The organism is Pseudomonas sp. ADAK2 TE3594 (assembly GCF_053628675.1).
Window position 1 is genome coordinate 3,317,835 of the sequence record NZ_JBRJGV010000001.1, and the last position, 16,301, is coordinate 3,334,135.

Sequence of the window (16,301 nt, forward strand, 5' to 3'; positions counted from 1 at the left end):
ATAATAAATCCCCGGTTTATTTCTGTTTAAGTTGCGAAACTTCGTTTTTAAGCACACGGATCGACTCACTCATTTCCGCGATTGAGTCTTTTTGCGCGATGTGCCCACGCATCAAATTCACCATGCCGGTCGTGCAGTCGCCCGCCAAGGCATCGACGGCCGCTGCCGCCCAGCCCCCTTCGTGGTACATCGGATAGACCGGGTAACGCAGGACCAAGCCGCCGGCGCCCTCGACCTTGGGCAGCACCGCGTAGATACCCGAGGCGCGCACCAGTCGAGGCGTTCCGGTGCTATCCAACACCCAGCGCGGACTCGCCCCGGTGTCCGCCGGATCGGGGTCTAACACCGTGTCAGAGAACATCTCGGCCGGTGTGAGGTAGTGCCGAGAACTATCACTGCGCCCGGTCCAGGCGGTTTGTGCAGTGGCACCGTCGCCGACCGTGGCGGCAATCGTGGCGATACCGTAGGGGTTCCAACCCTCCAACGGCGTGCGCAAAATCAGCTCCAACGGAATCGCGTAGCTGTTGCGGTAGGTTTGGCCATCCGCCGCAAACGACGCCACTTCAGGGCGCGTATTGGACGCCACGAACAGCGTCGGGTCGTTGTAACTACGCAAGCCCTTGGTGCGGCCACTGGCATTGCGTTCGTGCCCATACCGGCGGTTGTAGTAAGCCGCGTTCAGCAGCTCGGGGCTGTCCCACTTGGTCAGTTTGGTGACCACACCGCTGTCCGTGTACTGCTCAACCAAGTTCGCCCCGGCGCCGTCCAGCCCCGGAACCTTGGCCATCATTTCGTCCAGCAGGTCGATGGTCGGGCTTTCGTTGTACGCGCCCCAGGTCGGATCGGCCGACAGCTCACGGTTGATACGAAACCGCTGCCGACGGGTTGACGCCACCTGCGGCCCTGTCAGGTTCGCGTGCCAACGCTGCAACGGCAAATCGAGCGGGGTAACGAGTTTTTCCACGGGGTAATCCCCGACGCTACCCACGTCCGCGACCGAAATGCGATAACGCCAGGCCACGTACTGTGGCCGCCCGGTCTTGGAAACTTGCCGCACTGATCCGGGGATAAACGACCCGTTTTCATTGCGACCGCTGTAGCCGGTGGCCCCCATCAACAAGGTGCGCGACAACAGGTCGCGATAGCCGTTGATTTCCTCCAGATGGCGGAAGCTTTCAAAGGTGTCGTTCACCTCATCGGTCAACAGCTCCGGCCAGATTTCCAGTACCGAAAGGTTCCAGCGAAAATGTGGCCGGTAATCGCGAATCGACGTGTCACGCCCAGCAAAGGCCCGGAAGTATTCGCGCATTTCTGCGACCTTCGCCGGAACGTCAGCCGCCGCATTCACCGACACGGGGGCCGCTGGTGGGGGAATGTCCACCATCGCTAGGTACTTACCCGGCGCAGCGCTGCGCAAGCGGTAGTCGTTGTGGCGCGTCCTGACCATGTGGCCGTTGATGAAGGCCGCGATTTCACCCAACCCGGGGGTCGCCAGCAAGTTCGGGTGGTTGTGCAGGTTGATAGCCGAATAAGCGCCGTCGAACGTGCGGTTGAACGATTCGGTACCGGCGGAGCCATATTGGCGACTACCCAACACCCCCGACTGGCCGAAGGTGCGGAAAATCTCCGCCAGGTATTCCGACTGGCTCGACTCCGACACCCAGTCGGTTTCGATGAAATTGGCCAGCGGGTACTTATGGGTTTTGCCTGCCTCATGCTCGGCCGACAAGACGCTGGCCAACTCGGCATCAACAAAATCTTTCACCCAGGCGCGGGTCGCCTGAATGACCGACCCGTCGAGCATCAGCGTCACGTTGTCGGCATTGGACGTGGTGAAAATCGTGCGGATGCTGACTTCGCGGCCGGCGCCGTTGTTGATCAACGGCTTGTATGACTCCGGGTATTTACCGATGGCATACAACACGCCGGTGTCGGTCCAAACGCCAACCTCGCGCACCCACCAACCGCCAACCGTTTCAGGAATGACGGCCTCGACCACCAGCCAGGCGGTATTGACCTTGTCCTGATACAGATTGTTTAGGTTGCCCTCCCACACCTTCCGCTTCAGCGCAACTTGCGTGTCCACGGGGTTATAGGACGCACCGTTACCGTCACCGACGCTCATTTTTACCAGCTTGATCGGCTTGCCGTTGGCCTTGCATTCGGCTTCATATTGAAAGCCGGCCTTGGTCAGAATTGTGTAGAACTCTTGCGCTGCCATCACATCTCCAGCGGGTAGATAGTTGTCAGTTCCACCCCGTCCGCACCGACTGATTGAATCGTCGCGGCTTGCTGTTCCAGCTCGGTCATTTGCAGGGGGTAGATCGTGGTTTGCTCGCCAGAATCGCCACCTGCAGAATCCACGGCAGGGTTAGCGCGCTGCTCGAGCAACGTCGGTTGAAGCGGGTAAAGCGTGGTGGAATCACCGGCGGTCAAGGTGCCGACGGCTGCATGCACCGTGCATTGCTGCTCGAAAGCCGTGACCTGTAACGGATAGAGCGTGGTGTTTTCCGTCATCGTCGCCACACCCGCCGCCGCACGTTTGGTATGCGTTTGCTCTAACTGCGTTACCTGTAACGGGTAAATCGTGGTCACTTCGCCCGCGACAGAGGCCGCGACGGCCCGGGACTGGCTTCGCCCGTCCAGCGTGATATGCACGGTGGCCAAGTGAATCGACTTGCGCTTGTTCTGCTCCAGCGCGGCCATGATCCGCGCGTCCAGCTCAGGCGTTATCGGAACGCTGTCGGTGGCCAGATCAAGCCGGAAGGTGCCACGCGGCAACGGTGGCACCGCGTCAAACCATTCCGTGACCTTCGGCGCCAGGTCGAACTCAGAGAGCGCTTGCTCGACCGCTCGCAGCGTCCCTTTAATCCGGTGCAGGTCCAAGGAACTGGCCACCACCGCCCGCTGCCTTGGCTCGGGCCAGCTCGCCCGCCAATGATCGACGGACAAGTTCCAGGCCAGCCACGGCAACACCTCGACCGGACAGGTCCAGGGATTCCACAGGGTTTCCGTGCGCACCGGAATGGCATCGATGCGCGCCGTGCCGGCGTCAATCTTGCGTTCTAGCTCAGCCAGTTGTGGCGGTAGGATGTTCATCGGTCATCCTCCCGGCCGTAGCACCAGGTCATAGCAATAGGGCGCCTGCGACTTGCTGCAGCGAATGTCTTGCCAGCCATTCAATACAACCTCAGTCACGCCCTCGACCGTCAGCGCCGCGTCTACCGCGGAGCGCACGACCTGGCCACCCAGCTTGTGCATCTGCGCTACATACGCCTTGGCGCGCTTCGCAGCAATTTCAAGCGCCATTGCCGGGTCCAGTTCGGACGACACCGACACCGTCGCATTCAGGGCATAGCGCACAATCTCCGCCGAGCGCACCCGCACACGGTCACCAAAGGGCCGAAACGGCTTCAGATAGGTGTCGACCGCCTGCAACAGCCCGGGGCCGGCCAAGCCGTCGCCCGTGCGCCCCAAGACAAACAGGTCAATCTCACAGGGTTGTGGGCTGTCGACTGAAACGTCTTTGACCTCCTGGCTGGCATTGCGCGCATGAAAGCGATAGGCGCCCTCGGGGCCTGCCACCGACAGCCCTTCGGGGGATTCCTGCAAGCGCGCCCGATAGTCGTCGTCCAACTCCCCAGCGCGGCGCAGGATCGGGCTGCCGTCCGGGTTGCGATAATAGGTGACGCCGATGTGGTCGAGCTGGCTGCCGTAGGCATGCGCCAATGTCAGTCCCTTGGCCTGCTCGTTCATTTCCTGGCGGATCAGCATTTCCCGATAAGCGCAGGCCAGCACAACCCGATAGGCCGGGTCGGCCGGGCTGTTGTTCTCCACTCCGGCCGAGGCGGCGATTTCAGCGACAATGACTTCATAGTCGACCGGTTTAACGACGGTCAAAGGCGGCAGCAAAGCCGGGATTACGCCTGTCATTTGAGCAAGATCCTTTCCAATTCCACCGCGCTGGCTTTTCCCTGCTCGTACAGCAGGCCATTTAGAAACAGCTCGATATGGTTGCTGGCCACCACCTCCACCCGCATCGTCAACAGCCTGAAATCGTCCAAGCCATTGGCCTTGTTGTTGATCGCTTCAGCGAGCCGGACAAAGGCGTCCATGTGGAATTGCGAATCGACGTTACAGTCGAGTAGTTCAAACAACCGGGAGCCGAAGTCGCGACGTCCGACCAGGCTGCCGATCGGCGTCGCTATGACATCGCTCAGGCGTTGCCACAGGTAGGGAATACCGCCAATCAGGCGCCCCGTGACCCTGTCCATACCTTGTTTCATGCTGTTCTCACTGTTGCGGATCAGGGGCCGGGCTATTGCCGTGTTTATGGCCGTTGTATAGCGTCCGGTCGGCGCTCATGTTGCGCACGGCATCACCGACTTCGGCATCGCCTTTGATGTCGCCCGTTACGTGTAACGTGCCGTCGATTTCGGTGTCGCCGGTAATCTTGACGCCACCCGGGGCGACCACTTCGGCGCGACCGCCGGCGGGCAGGTCGAGGCGATGCAAGTGCGCCTTACGGTCGTAGGACACCGACCCGCCATCGCCGTACTGGACCAAGAACAGGTCGGGGTCGCTCGACGGCGCGACAAAGTCTTTGTGATAGCTGCCGGGCAGGATCTCGCCCAGGGCCAGGTCGCCCTCACTGATCACCGTGACCCCTTCACCCTCTTCAGGGCACCACCAGACAATCGCCTTTCCGGTTCGGATCGGCTTCCAGGGCAGCCAGCCGGTCGTCATGCCGGGCCCGTACTGGACCCGCGCGACGGCCTTGATAGGGTCGACCTCGGCAATCTTGCCGCGCACCACCATTTGGGCAACGCGACGTTCCAGCTCTTCCAGGCGCTGCAAAACGTCCATCACACCTCCGGCTGATCGTTGCCTACGTGGTCTTGCCCTATGAACACCTCAAGCGCCGGACCATCTACGGGCAGTTCCCAGGCTTCGCCCACATGGGCCGTTTGCTTCCAGCTCACCAGCCAGCTCTCGAAACCCTTTTCGCCCGGGGTGAACAACCCGGGAAACGCCTCTAAATCGCCGGCGCGTTCCACGTAATCCAGCCCCCATCGGGCGCCATCGATCAGGCGCAGCAGGTGGGCCGCGAAGTTGCGCACCTCTAGCTGCACGTTTTCGGTCTGGGCGCTCAAGACACAGTGCGCGGTCCATACCAGCTCCATCGGCGTCCGGCCGCCCGTGGCGCGACCACTGGGGCGAATCTCGGCCAGCTCCAGCAGCACCGCCGGCGTCTTGATCGACTGGCTGTTCGGGTCCACGGGGTTGTACATGTCCACGGTCGTCAACCGCGCACCGAACCGCTCGCGTATGGCCGCGATAATCCGGTTATGCAATTCGGTCAAATCGACTTGGGATTCGTCAGGTTTTCCGCTCATGATTCACCGCGTAATTGATTTCTTGTTCGATCAGCTGGGCAAACCGCGCCAGGGCGCGCCGCTCGTAACGGCGGAACACTTCGCCGGACATGTCGGCCAGTTCGATGCCGACACGCACCACCGGGAAACGTCCCCGGTTGCTGCTGTCATTGCTGCCACCAAGATCAAGAAAGCGAGCACTGCCCCCGCCGTTCTGCCGACTCATAGCCGGCAGTTGCAGACCCAGCGCCTGGGCACGGCTTTTGCGAATCCAGACCCGCGAAACCCCGTCGTAAACGCTGCGATAGAACGCCCCGTCGAAGCGACGACCCGCGACCGTTGTGCCCTTCTTGCCCTGTCGGGGTCGACCCGCGTTCTCCGCCGGCAAAGGCAAGGTGCCGAACCAGAGAATCGTCACTTGTTCGGCGCCAGAGCCGGCCGTGGTCGTGTTCCAGCGCGCTTTTAAGCTTTTCTGCGGCACCCGCAGGGCCTGGCTGATTTCGCGCGCCATACGCGTAGACAGCCAGCGCATGGTTTTACGGCGGGCTCGCTCGCCGGCCTTCGTCACCTGCTCGGGGGTGGCCTGAATCTGCGCGGTGACGCGGGTGATTTCTTGCGCGAAGTTCAGTTGAAAGTTAACGCCACTGGCTGCCATGGCTTCCGCCCTCCCCTACGGCGGGTTCGTCCAGGCTGTCGGCCAGCCAGAGAGTCAGCCAGCCCGCACCGTCGGCATAGGGCGCGGGGCAAAAGTAAACCTTGTCCTTGATGGTCAGCCGCCACGCTTTGCTGATCCCGGCCAAGCGTTGATCGCCGGTGGTGAACACCGGTTGCCGGCGCTTGAACTTCAAGCCGCCAGAGTCGCTGGAGCCTTCTTTTCGATGCTCGAAATCGACCTCGGCATTGTCGAAAATGCCCTCGACATCGAAGCGCTCGCCCGCGTCCGTCAGCACCTGCGCCGTGGCGTCCTTACAAATCAGCATCGTTCGTTCAACAATGTTAAATCGGCTCACGACTCCCCCTTTTCGCATGCGAAAGCCGACCCTTGTGGGCAGGCTTTCGGCTGCGAAAAGCCCCGCACTGGGCGGGGCTCTCGGTACAGCCTGGCGACGTTTAGATCACGTTTTGCAGAAGCAAACCGCACTCTTTGGCAATCACCAGTTCCTTGACCTGCTCACCGACACGCAGGCGGTAACCGCCCTTCAGGCCGACGCTTTCGTCGTACCAGGTCCCGGCGAAGCGGTCGTCATACTGGGCGGTAGCGCCCCAGGTCAGGGTCCCGGCCGGAATCTCGACATTGGCCGCTTGGTAGGTGAACGCGCAGTGACCGGCCCACACCCGTTTGACCTCGGCCGGCTTGCCCTTCTTGGCAATGTTCACGCGGCTTTCGCCGATGAACACGTTTTCAATTTCCAGCAGCTCCATCAGTTGGGCGATGCTCACCACGCCTTTGTCGCCGCTGTTGCCGTGGGCCGCCGCGACCATGCTGCGGTTGACCCGCAACTGGGTCCATTCGGCGCGGCCGATGGTCAACGTGTTCGGACGCATCAGCGGGCCGTCGAGCTGGGCCAGCAAGAATGGCAACAGGTCGGCGTCGCGGTTGCTGAACTTTTCCCCGGCCGCCAACGGCTTTCCGTAGGCATGGTTATCCGGGTTGAAGGTGGCTCGGGCAACGCGGACTTCGCGGTCCAACAAAATCAGGTCGGTCAGCGCTTCCGAGGCGTGGTCGAGCGGGTCATAGTTGCTGTTGGCTGCCTTGTCGATGTCGCTTTGCGGGACCACGTCGTCCAGACCGAAATCGGCAGTCGAGGCGTCTTTTTCCTCGGCCGCGAACTCGACTTCCAGGGCGGCACCCTTACGGCTGATTTCAGTGTCGATATGGGTCAGGCGCTCGGCCTTGTCATATTCGAACCACTTGAACTGTTCGCCACCAACAGACTTACGCGGCATCACCTGATCAGCGATCAGCTTGTCATTGCGGTAGGCAATGACGATCCCGGTACGGACCGGGTCAATAGGAAACGGGGCTGGCATGCTTGAATTACTCCAGGGTCAAATTAAGCGGCCGGCACAAAGCCGCGCTCGATGAACACGCGGCCGATGGTGCCGGCGTCGCCGGTTTCGTCGGCGCGAGCGATGTAGGCTTCGCCGGGTTTCGCCTTCATTGCACGACCGGCGATGTCGGCGGTCAGCAAGTCACCAAACCCAACAGCGTCGCCATACTCCAGCTCGGTTGGACCGCTTCGGATCACGTCGCAGACGGTGCCTGCCACCGCGCCGAGGCTGCCGGTGACGCCCATCAACGGCGCTTCGCTCGGCCCCACGGCTTGCTTGAACTCGCCTTCGACATCGTCATAGGCGGCAATGCGGTACGGCTCGGCGTCCGTACCGGCGCGACGGCTTTCAATGTATTGACGCATCAGGCTTTACCCCCTTGGATCATTCGCACAGCGGCGGACACAGAAATTTTGTTGCCCTTGGCGGCTTCAGCCGCAACCAGGGCGGTGGCTTCAGCAGCCAGTGCTTTCGGGTCGGTGGTGGTCTTGCCGGTTTGCGACTCGGCGCCGCCCTTGACCTTGTTGGCCTCGGTATTGGCCGCGTCGTGCAAGTAGTCGGCACCGCCTTTTTTCTCGGCGGCGATAATCTGCGCGGCGGCTTCCGGGCCGCTGGTGGTGCCGTCCAAGGCCAGGGCCTGAATCAGCTTTTCATGCCCGGGCAAGCTGTTGGCAAACACCGCCGTGACGCGTGCGGTTTCGGCCGTCCTGCCGGCGATTTCCCCTTCGGCTTTGCCCGCCGTGTGACCCGTCACGCGGGCCGCTTCGACGGCGGTGGCCATGTCGGCCGCGCCGGTGGCGGCAATGGCGGCGAAAGCGTCCGGGTGCTGGGCCTTCAGGGCGTCAGCAACGGCGGCCGCCGTCGCCCCTTCTGCGATAGTCAGAGGCATGTGGTTTGCTCCTACGTTGGTCTTGGCGGCGGTTGACGCCTTGAGTGGTTGAATCGGGCGCGACGACTGCCGGCCGCTTAGCTCGGCGATCAAGCCTTCCAAGCTGCCGAGGCGGTGCGCCATGCCCTGTTTTACTGCCTTGGCACCGATGAAGGTGCCGCCCCGGCCAAAGTCGGCCAGGACTTTGTCGCGGCCGACACCCATGTTTCGGGTCACCGCGTCGATGAACACTGTTTCGAGGTCGTCGACGATGGTCTGCACGGCCGCCTGGCCGTCCTCGCTGGTCGGGTCAAGGCGCTTGTTCGGCGCATTGCTCGACACGACTTCGATGCGTTGTTCGCCCTCGACCGGCGGCAGGATGCGAAACCCCGCCACCGTGCCCACCGAACCCAGTTCGGCAGTCGCGTCGATCACCACTTCGGCACAGGCCGAAGCCATCCAGTACGCCGCCGAACAGGCTTGTCCGCCGACATAGGCGACGATCTTTTTCCGGCCACGGGCCTGATAGATCATTTCGGCCATTTCATTCAGGCCGTTGACCTGGCCACCGGGCGAGTCGAACCACAGCACCACGGCGCGGGCCTTGGGGTCTTCAATCGAAGCCGACAGCGATTTGGCCAGCGCCTCGGTCGACGTGCCGCCGCAGATGTCGTGCATCCAACTGGCATAGCGCGACACCACCCCGCGAACCTTGATCAGTGCCACCCCGTCGCGCAGCTCGACGGCAGGGGCCGACTTCATTCCCTCCCCGTCTTGCGTGGCCAGTGCATCCAGACTGCCGGCCTTCAACTCTCGGCGGGCGATGGCTTCCATGTCGGCCAGCATCGTCGGCGGCAGCGCCCAGGCTTGTGAAGCCAGAAACTGCAAGGCCATCAGCTTTTTCATGCGTCCTCCCCTGGCAGCAAAAGGCCCCGTTGGCGGTTGCCTTCGGGGCCTTGTTCGACGTTGTCATCATTGGGCGGCGCACTCGGCGCCTCCGGTTTGTACTTGCGGCGCTCCTCAATCACGCGCCGGTTGTTGATTTGCTCCCAGCCTTGGCCCAGCAAGTGACGGCTTTCCCGTTCGTGCGTGCTGATGCCGATCTTTAGCCGCTTCTCAGCCGCATTGACCGCCTTCAGTTCGTCCAGCTCGCCCAGATTGGGCCCGTGCCACAGCGCTTGGCAGTAGGCTCGGCGGACCAACGGGTCCTGAAAGAACCCCGGCAAGCGCAAACGCCCCCGCGCCACCGCTTCCGCAATCACGGTTTCGTAATACGGCTGGCACACGTCGACGACGAAATTCGCGCGGTCGACCATGATGTAATGGGCGAACTGCAACAGCGCCGCCCGACTGGCCGAGTAACTGGCGGTAAAGTGCTTGATCAACACTTCAAACGGCACACCAATGGCGCCGCCGATCATGCGCCAGAGCGCCGTCACGAAGGGGTCAAAGGCCGCATTCGGTCGCCCCGGGTTGGCCGTTTCAATGCTCTCGCCTTCGTCCAGCTCATACACCAGGCCATCACCCAGGCGCAGGTCGCGGGCTTCGTCGCTGTCGTCGTCATCGTCATCCGCTGCGCCTGTCCTGCCCCCTCCCGGCCCATAAGCATCCCCACCACCATCGCGGTCGGACTTGATGAACACGGTGAATTTCGAGCTAATCACCGACGCCATCAGTTCGGCATCGATGTAGCGCCCGGCCTGCTTAATCACCTCGATCACCGGCGCCAAATCGGGAATGCCCCGCGTTTGACTGGCCCGCATGTTGTGGTTGGAGTGAATCAGCACGTTGCGTCGGCTCTGCTCACCGAACAGCGGCACCCGCTGCCAGGACGCTTTCGAGCGCAAAAAGCGCTTGGCCGGGTTGGTTTGCAGCACATGCACCGCCACGGCGGCGCCGTGTTCGTCCAGCTCGAAACCGCCCGACAGGGTTTCGCTGTCGGGTTTGTTGTTCGGGTTGCACACGCGGTCGGACTCGACCGACTGAAAGTGCGTCGCGTACGGTGACCCTTCACGCTCGAAATGTGGCAGCAACAGAAACGCGTCACCATTCACCCGGGCGCTATGGAACAGCTCGGCTTGCTTTTGAAAGAAGGTCTTGCGCCGCGCGGCGTCTGCCTCCAGACAATCGGCCGCCAGGTTGAACTCACGCAACATTTGCGCCTGTAACGTCTCCGCCTGCTGGGAACTCAGCCCCAGGAACTCGGCGTCGATACTTGGTTCAGGCCGTAGCCCGGTGCCGATCACATAGACCGTCTTGGTTTTCATGGCGCCGTGGGCAATCGGGTTATTGCGCTCCAAGTCGCGCGACCGCGACCGCAGGGTCGCCAGTTCGGGGTTAACGTCGCCGTCGGCGTCTTTTTTCGAGGTAAACCACGATTTCAGCGCCGGGCGACTTTTCGACGCCCCGGCGAATGAATCCAGGGCGTCGAGACTCATCCGGTCCCGCGCGCGCTCCAATCCCGCCGAGGCAGAAAAGAAACCGACCACGCGGTCGAAGACGTTTCGACTCATATCGGAATCCCTTGTCGAGCCACCGGCCCGCCGCGCAGGCTGCGCCGCAGGCGATCGCGTTGTGCATACAGGGTTTTAAGGTCCGCCATCTGCACCTTTCGCGTCCCGGCGGCCGTCGTCACCTCGACGTTTTGACCACCCTGCAGCACATCAAGAATGGCCTTGTCGATGGCGGCGATTTCCGCCCGAACTGCCCCACGGTTTCGGCTCATAGCTGGCACTCACTCACGGCCCCCCGGCGGCGTTTTTTCCGCTTCGGCGCCGGCGCTGCCGGTTCCGGTGGGGGTTTTGGTTTCTGTTTTACCGGCGTGCCGTCAGGCAACGCAGGCATGTCCGTTAGGTCAGGCGCGGTTTCATCCGGCTGGTCTAGCATTTCGTCCCCCAGGCGCGGCAGGCGGTGTACCTGCTCAAGATGGGCCGCTGTTGCCGCCAATACCTCGGCGTCGAAGTAGTGGTTGTCGGTGCGCAGCTTGTGCCAGAACACGCGCCCCGCCTGGGTCACCAGGCGCGCCTCGGCGACTACCTGTTGGCAGTAATCGTCGGTCGCGTCTTGTGCGATGTACCAGGCGCCGGCATGTTCAACCGGCCATTCGATACGAGCATGCACCCAGCTTTTGAAGTGGTCGGTGTGGATGTGCATCAGCTTCAGCGGTTGGCGTTCGTGGCCCTTCTGGTCCACGTCAGCGAACTTGTACGGCTTGTCCTGTTGCTGGCGGCCCTTGGTCGGCACCGCGCGGCCGTAGTAGCGCCGGCAGAACTGATAGACCATATGCACCGGTGCGGCCTTACCGCCGGGCTTATAGCCCGAATCGACCAGCATCCGCGCAATCGGCCGGCCGTCGTAGGTCGTTTCCAGCAGCGTGGCCAGGTCCTGCCACACCTGTTCCTGTTCGGTGTCGCCCCATATCTCGCCGTGCTCAATCAGCCACGACGAAAAGTTGTAGCCGAAGCCGCGCACCACATAGACCAGGCGATCGCCTTGCACGTCGACACCGGCCAAGATCAGTTGCACCCCGCGCGGCACCTCGCCAAAAGCATAGGGCCGGCGTAGCGCGGCAACCGACTGCCAGGCCGGCGCCTCGCCCTTGACCATGAACAGCTCGCCGAATGCGGTGTTAATCGCGGCCTGCATCCGCCCGGGCTCGCCCGACAACATGGCCACCACGAACTTGCGCGCGCGCTGGCCAAAGGTCTGCCAGGGCGAGCACAACCCGGACACCCAAAACGACGCCGAAGTGTCTGCCTCCAGCGGCGCCAGGTAGGTACCGAATTCGACCGTTACCGTCACGCCGCCCTGCTCGATCTGCGCCCCCGCCACGTTGAAGCCGACCAGGCGCTGGTCCGGGGCGACAAACACACCACGGTCATTCATCCATTCTTTCGACTCTTCGGCGATCATGTCCGCGCAATGCGGGCAGAACAGCCGGGCATTGTCCAGAGCCTGCTTAGGCGTGGCCCCGTCGGGGATGTACAAGGTCGAAAAACGCGGGATGAAGTACCGGCCACAGCGCTCATTCGGACACGGCCAAGCCCATTCGTGCCGGGTGCCTTCCTGCCACAGCTTCCACACCGGCGAATGGACATCGTCCGACGGCCGCCAGCGCTCCAGGCCATCGTCGTCGGTTTCAGTTTCCACGCTGCCAACGGTCGGTGTCGAAACAACCGTCACATTGCCGTCGATGAAGTTGGAAATACGCGCTTCGGCCAGACTGATCGGGTCGCCCTCGCCGCCGACGTTATTGCCCATACGGTCGCGTTCATCGACGAACACGTCGCGCGATGGATGCGACGCCAGCTCAGTCGCCGAGCCCGCCCAGCCGAAGCCGATGCGCTGACCGTTGATGAACTTTTCATTGATCGTGTCTTGCTTGCCCTTGGCCAGCGCCTCAAACAGCGACGGCACCGACTTCAGCAATTTGGAAAAACGATCCTTGCTCACCGACTCGACGTTCTTGCGAGTCGGGCCGATGTACAGCACCGGACCCGGATCGTCGTCCATCCGCCAGCCAACCGCGTTTAACAGCACGCCGTCAGTCTTCGACATCTGCGCGCCCATCACGCCGGTCACCATCTTGAACAGCGGGTCGCGGATGGCTTCGGTGATGCCCTTGACCCAAGGTGCGCGATCACTGTTCCACGGCCCCGGCTCAGGACTGCCCGGCGGCAGAACACGCTTCTGATTGGCCCACAGCCAGGCCGCGCGCAGCGGCGCCGGCCGAAACACCTTGGCCCCCCGCTTAAGAATCCTCTTCAGACGGTGCGGCATGGATGTCTAGCGCCTCCAGCATGTCGGCCGCGACCGACATGGCCCGGGTCAGTTCGTCGTCGAATATCTGCAAGCCCGCCGCTTCATTACGCGCGGTGAATACTTTGGGAATCACCTTGCGGCCCACCGGGCGCAGGATCATCGCCATCTGTGTCAGTGCGCTGGCCAGGGTCTGCTCGACCAGGTCGATGTCGATCAAGGTCTTTTTCTTTTCGCCCAGCTCCAACGCACGCAACTCGGCTTCGGCTTCCCGCGTCTTGCGGTCGGCGCGCAGCTTCATCAGTTCTTCTTGTTCCTTGCTGGTGGTTTGACCGTCAAGCGTGCTGCCGTCGCCCAGTTGCCTTGCCACCTCCCGCGCAATTTCCCAAGTGGTGGCCTTGGCCATGTCGATGCGCAAGGGGTCGCCCTTCTTGCCACTTCCCTCATGCGGCAACCCCTCGCCAAGCCAGCGCGTAACCGTCCGTTCGGACATGCCCCGGGCATCGGCGTATTCGCGTTTATTCAGAATCAGCGGCATAGGTCGACCAATGCGAAGTGGTGGCCGAGCGCTTGGCCTATTTGTCCACCTTGCCCTTCTCGTTCGGCGCACACGTTGCCAGTAAATTCAAGGGCTGCACGTGACCACCTGTTCAAAAATTGAACGATAAAGGTGGACAAAGGGCGCGCTTTTCCGAAAACCAAAAAATTCGCGAGCCGCGCGGGCCTGACGACCGTAGGTTCAAATTTTGGAGCCAGAGGGACCCAGATCCATCGGCACACCATCATGATGCGTGGTCGGTGCCTGTTGCTGCATGCACGCCAGCACCTGCGCGGCGCAGGTCTTCAACGCGTCTTCAGTCACCAACACAGCATCCTTCCATTGCTCATTGACCAGCACCGCCGGGCGTGCCGGCAGGCGACAGGCCACCAGCGGGCAGGGTTGCGCCTGGCTTGTATTGGGTTGGGTCGGTGGTTTCTGGACGGGCGAACTGCACCCCGTAAGCAGCAGGTACAGCAGCGGCCAGGTAATCGGCGATAGCTTGGTCATTCTCTTTCAGCTCCTGTAGCGCGTTACGCGTAACGTCACCGTCCCTTGCGATGGTCTGCGCCAATGATCGGAACAAGCGGTCAGCGGTCTGCGCTTGCTTCAGTTGGGTACGCTGGTCATCGATCACTCCCGCCTGTTCGGCGGTGCGCTGCTGCTCGATTGCCAGCTGTTCACTGACATTGCTGCTGGCCTGTTCGGCCAACGCGCGGGCCGAATCGACGGCCTCGATGCGCCAGAGCGCCAAGGCCGCAACCAGCAACGCGATACCCCAGGGAATCAGCCTCATGGCATCACCACTTGATACGGGCCGACCGCCACAGCGGCAGCCAGCAGGAACACGGCCACATCCACCAGCGCACCGGTCACAGGTCCCATGCACATAAGGTTTCCTCCAGGGAGCGGCGATGAATGATGCCGTCGCACTTGTTGCTCTTCAGCGCGCAATCCTTACCGGCCACGTATCGCCACCGTTTGAGTTGATCGCACGCTTGCACGTACTGCCCTTGACGCAGCAGGTTGGCCGCTGTCGAGCCGCAGAACTTCGGCCCGCCGACGTTGTAGGCAAACAAGCCCCACCCTGCTTTCATCGATTCGGGCATGGGATCGGGGGTGGTGACGCACCGCGCAACGTCCCTCAGCCCGATGTCGATGGCCTCTCGGTTGCGGCGCGTGCAGCCCTCGACTGTTTCAACGTCGCCCAGCTTCACACCCTTGGTCACTCCTCCGCAGATGGTAGGAACGCCACCAATGTCTAGATAGGCATGCAGAGGGTTGCCCTCGACGATGGGGACCGCCACGTCCATCAGCTGGTAGGCCGAACCACCGGCAGCCAACACCGCCAGAAGCGCGGCCGGCAGCTTTATTTTCGCCATGCCGTCACCGCTGACGTAACCGAGCTAACCAGCGTGGTGCGCCAGGACGGGAACGCCTTATCGAGCAACAGCAACAGGGTATAGAGCAGAGTCATCCAGCCAATCAGGTGGCTAATTTGAAAGCCGAAAAGCGTGGTGCTGCTGAAATACGCCACCGGCGGCGCGGCTTTCGCGACCGTCACCGCAAGGCCAGATTCTGTGTTCACTTTTCTGTCCCCATAAAAAAGCCCCCGGCTGTTGAGAGCCGAGGGCTTGAAGGTTGCTCACGCTCCAACTTTGGGAGAGTGAAATAAAAGAAGCCCCGCACAGTGGCGAGGCTTAGGAGTGGTGCAGAAAGCAAAAAGCCCGACACGATGGTCGGGCTTTAAGTCGTCGAATCTCATAACGCGTAAGATCGACATGATGGGGGCAATTTACGATCATTCCGCCATCATAGTCAAGCAGCGTCGATGAATATTTCTTCCCGATCGAAGATCTCAGTGGCATGCACCACTGCGGCCTCCTCTAAGCGCTCCAGGCACTTGGCAATGCCGGTCTTCCAGCGACGACGAGTCGACTCCGGCTTGCCCTCCATGTCCCAGGTATTCATGTCATAGAACTCGGCAGGCAACACGATCATGTCGGTGGAGCGCTTGCCGGTTTGAACACCACACAGTTTCGGAATGGCCCAAGCGGTAACTGCTTTGTAGATAAACAACTGAGGGGCTGGAGACACTATCCGGCTGATCAAGCGACCGATGGAGTCGACCTTATTGGCCTTATGGGTCGAGTACTTTGCAATCAGCACATCCCACTGGGCCGGTGCCAGTTCGCGGTGCAACAACGCATGCAGGCAGCAGTCATAGTCGAACTTGTCACGGACCGAAATTGTGCTGCCCGTACCACCCTGGCGCAGATCAGCATCAATCAGTTTTTGCCAGCTCTGCTTGGTGCTGTTATCGATGTTGTCGGCGGCTAGTACGCGGACCAGCGTGCCCATCACGTCTTTATAAATGCCCATGGCGTTCCCTCAATCCCCTGTGTAGTTCGATCCGCCGGCACCGCGGCGGTTGTTTCGTTCGTATTGCTGCGCCGGGCCGCTCAATGCCCGACGGTGCCCCAATAGCTGCTGATCGGCCTGCTGCAACTTGAAGCTCAGTTGTGTGACCAGATCCTGCAACGGCAGCGCTTCACCGGTACCGGCGGCAACCCATCCGGAAGCATTGCACTGGTCGCAGTCGATCTGGTGGAACAGGCCGCTGATGACTGCTTTCCCATGACATGCCGGGCACTGGGTCAGGTCAATCAGCTGCTTCCGAAAGGCGGGGCCATGGACCTTTTTCATCGTT

21 protein-coding genes are annotated in these 16,301 nt (G+C 61.7%); all 21 read right to left on the minus strand.

Going from position 1 to position 16,301, the window contains the following annotated elements:
* Positions 1 to 16: 16 nt before the first annotated feature.
* Entirely contained in the window at positions 17 to 2,221 is a 2,205-nt protein-coding gene (locus tag AB7M22_RS14550) for a phage tail protein (protein WP_454186821.1), read from the minus strand.
* Positions 2,221 to 3,099 (minus strand): phage tail protein I, encoded by an 879-nt coding sequence (locus AB7M22_RS14555; RefSeq protein WP_454186822.1) that lies wholly within the window; start codon positions 3,097 to 3,099, stop codon positions 2,221 to 2,223. Before AB7M22_RS14555 ends, AB7M22_RS14550 begins: the two co-directional genes overlap by 1 nt.
* A gap of 3 nt (positions 3,100 to 3,102) precedes the next feature.
* Complete coding sequence (locus tag AB7M22_RS14560; protein WP_454186823.1) at positions 3,103 to 3,933, minus strand: baseplate assembly protein; 831 nt, start codon at positions 3,931 to 3,933, stop codon at positions 3,103 to 3,105.
* Positions 3,930 to 4,286, minus strand: coding sequence for a hypothetical protein (locus AB7M22_RS14565; protein ID WP_454186824.1), 357 nt, complete (start codon positions 4,284 to 4,286; stop codon positions 3,930 to 3,932). The genes AB7M22_RS14560 and AB7M22_RS14565 overlap by 4 nt, the downstream gene beginning before the upstream one ends.
* A 7-nt stretch (positions 4,287 to 4,293) precedes the next feature.
* On the minus strand, positions 4,294 to 4,866 hold the full coding sequence (locus AB7M22_RS14570; protein WP_454186825.1) for a phage baseplate assembly protein V: 573 nt from the start codon (positions 4,864 to 4,866) through the stop codon (positions 4,294 to 4,296).
* On the minus strand, positions 4,866 to 5,396 hold the full coding sequence (locus AB7M22_RS14575) for a hypothetical protein (RefSeq protein WP_454186826.1): 531 nt from the start codon (positions 5,394 to 5,396) through the stop codon (positions 4,866 to 4,868). Before AB7M22_RS14575 ends, AB7M22_RS14570 begins: the two co-directional genes overlap by 1 nt.
* Positions 5,380 to 6,030 carry a hypothetical protein gene (locus AB7M22_RS14580; RefSeq protein WP_454186827.1) on the minus strand — a complete coding sequence of 217 codons (651 nt, stop codon included), beginning with the start codon at positions 6,028 to 6,030 and terminating at the stop codon, positions 5,380 to 5,382. Before AB7M22_RS14580 ends, AB7M22_RS14575 begins: the two co-directional genes overlap by 17 nt.
* A complete protein-coding gene (locus AB7M22_RS14585) occupies positions 6,011 to 6,355 on the minus strand; it encodes a hypothetical protein (protein ID WP_095052206.1) in 345 nt (114 codons plus the stop codon). The genes AB7M22_RS14580 and AB7M22_RS14585 overlap by 20 nt, the downstream gene beginning before the upstream one ends.
* A gap of 130 nt (positions 6,356 to 6,485) precedes the next feature.
* Entirely contained in the window at positions 6,486 to 7,406 is a 921-nt protein-coding gene (locus AB7M22_RS14590; RefSeq protein ID WP_030132157.1) for a hypothetical protein, read from the minus strand.
* Between the two features lie 23 nt (positions 7,407 to 7,429).
* Entirely contained in the window at positions 7,430 to 7,792 is a 363-nt protein-coding gene (locus AB7M22_RS14595; protein ID WP_454186828.1) for a hypothetical protein, read from the minus strand.
* Positions 7,792 to 9,201, minus strand: coding sequence for a S49 family peptidase (locus AB7M22_RS14600; RefSeq protein WP_454186829.1), 1,410 nt, complete (start codon positions 9,199 to 9,201; stop codon positions 7,792 to 7,794). The genes AB7M22_RS14595 and AB7M22_RS14600 overlap by 1 nt, the downstream gene beginning before the upstream one ends.
* On the minus strand, positions 9,198 to 10,808 hold the full coding sequence (locus AB7M22_RS14605) for a phage portal protein (RefSeq protein WP_454186830.1): 1,611 nt from the start codon (positions 10,806 to 10,808) through the stop codon (positions 9,198 to 9,200). The genes AB7M22_RS14600 and AB7M22_RS14605 overlap by 4 nt, the downstream gene beginning before the upstream one ends.
* Positions 10,805 to 11,020, minus strand: coding sequence for a hypothetical protein (locus tag AB7M22_RS14610; protein WP_030132153.1), 216 nt, complete (start codon positions 11,018 to 11,020; stop codon positions 10,805 to 10,807). Before AB7M22_RS14610 ends, AB7M22_RS14605 begins: the two co-directional genes overlap by 4 nt.
* Entirely contained in the window at positions 11,017 to 13,032 is a 2,016-nt protein-coding gene (locus AB7M22_RS14615) for a terminase gpA endonuclease subunit (protein WP_454186831.1), read from the minus strand. Before AB7M22_RS14615 ends, AB7M22_RS14610 begins: the two co-directional genes overlap by 4 nt.
* A 13-nt stretch (positions 13,033 to 13,045) precedes the next feature.
* Entirely contained in the window at positions 13,046 to 13,591 is a 546-nt protein-coding gene (locus tag AB7M22_RS14620) for a hypothetical protein (protein WP_454186832.1), read from the minus strand.
* Positions 13,592 to 13,792: 201 nt separating this feature from the next.
* Positions 13,793 to 13,915, minus strand: a complete 123-nt coding sequence (locus tag AB7M22_RS14625) for a hypothetical protein (protein WP_454186833.1) — start codon at positions 13,913 to 13,915, stop codon at positions 13,793 to 13,795.
* Positions 13,916 to 13,937: 22 nt separating this feature from the next.
* On the minus strand, positions 13,938 to 14,387 hold the full coding sequence (locus AB7M22_RS14630) for a hypothetical protein (protein WP_454186834.1): 450 nt from the start codon (positions 14,385 to 14,387) through the stop codon (positions 13,938 to 13,940).
* Between the two features lie 76 nt (positions 14,388 to 14,463).
* Positions 14,464 to 14,973 (minus strand): lysozyme, encoded by a 510-nt coding sequence (locus AB7M22_RS14635; RefSeq protein WP_454186835.1) that lies wholly within the window; start codon positions 14,971 to 14,973, stop codon positions 14,464 to 14,466.
* On the minus strand, positions 14,961 to 15,179 hold the full coding sequence (locus AB7M22_RS14640) for a hypothetical protein (protein WP_143519183.1): 219 nt from the start codon (positions 15,177 to 15,179) through the stop codon (positions 14,961 to 14,963). The genes AB7M22_RS14635 and AB7M22_RS14640 overlap by 13 nt, the downstream gene beginning before the upstream one ends.
* A 230-nt stretch (positions 15,180 to 15,409) precedes the next feature.
* Positions 15,410 to 15,973: a hypothetical protein gene (locus tag AB7M22_RS14645; protein ID WP_454186836.1), complete on the minus strand. Its 564-nt coding sequence runs from the start codon at positions 15,971 to 15,973 to the stop codon at positions 15,410 to 15,412.
* Positions 15,974 to 15,982: 9 nt separating this feature from the next.
* Positions 15,983 to 16,297 (minus strand): hypothetical protein, encoded by a 315-nt coding sequence (locus AB7M22_RS14650; protein WP_454186837.1) that lies wholly within the window; start codon positions 16,295 to 16,297, stop codon positions 15,983 to 15,985.
* Between the last annotated feature and the right edge of the window lie 4 nt (positions 16,298 to 16,301).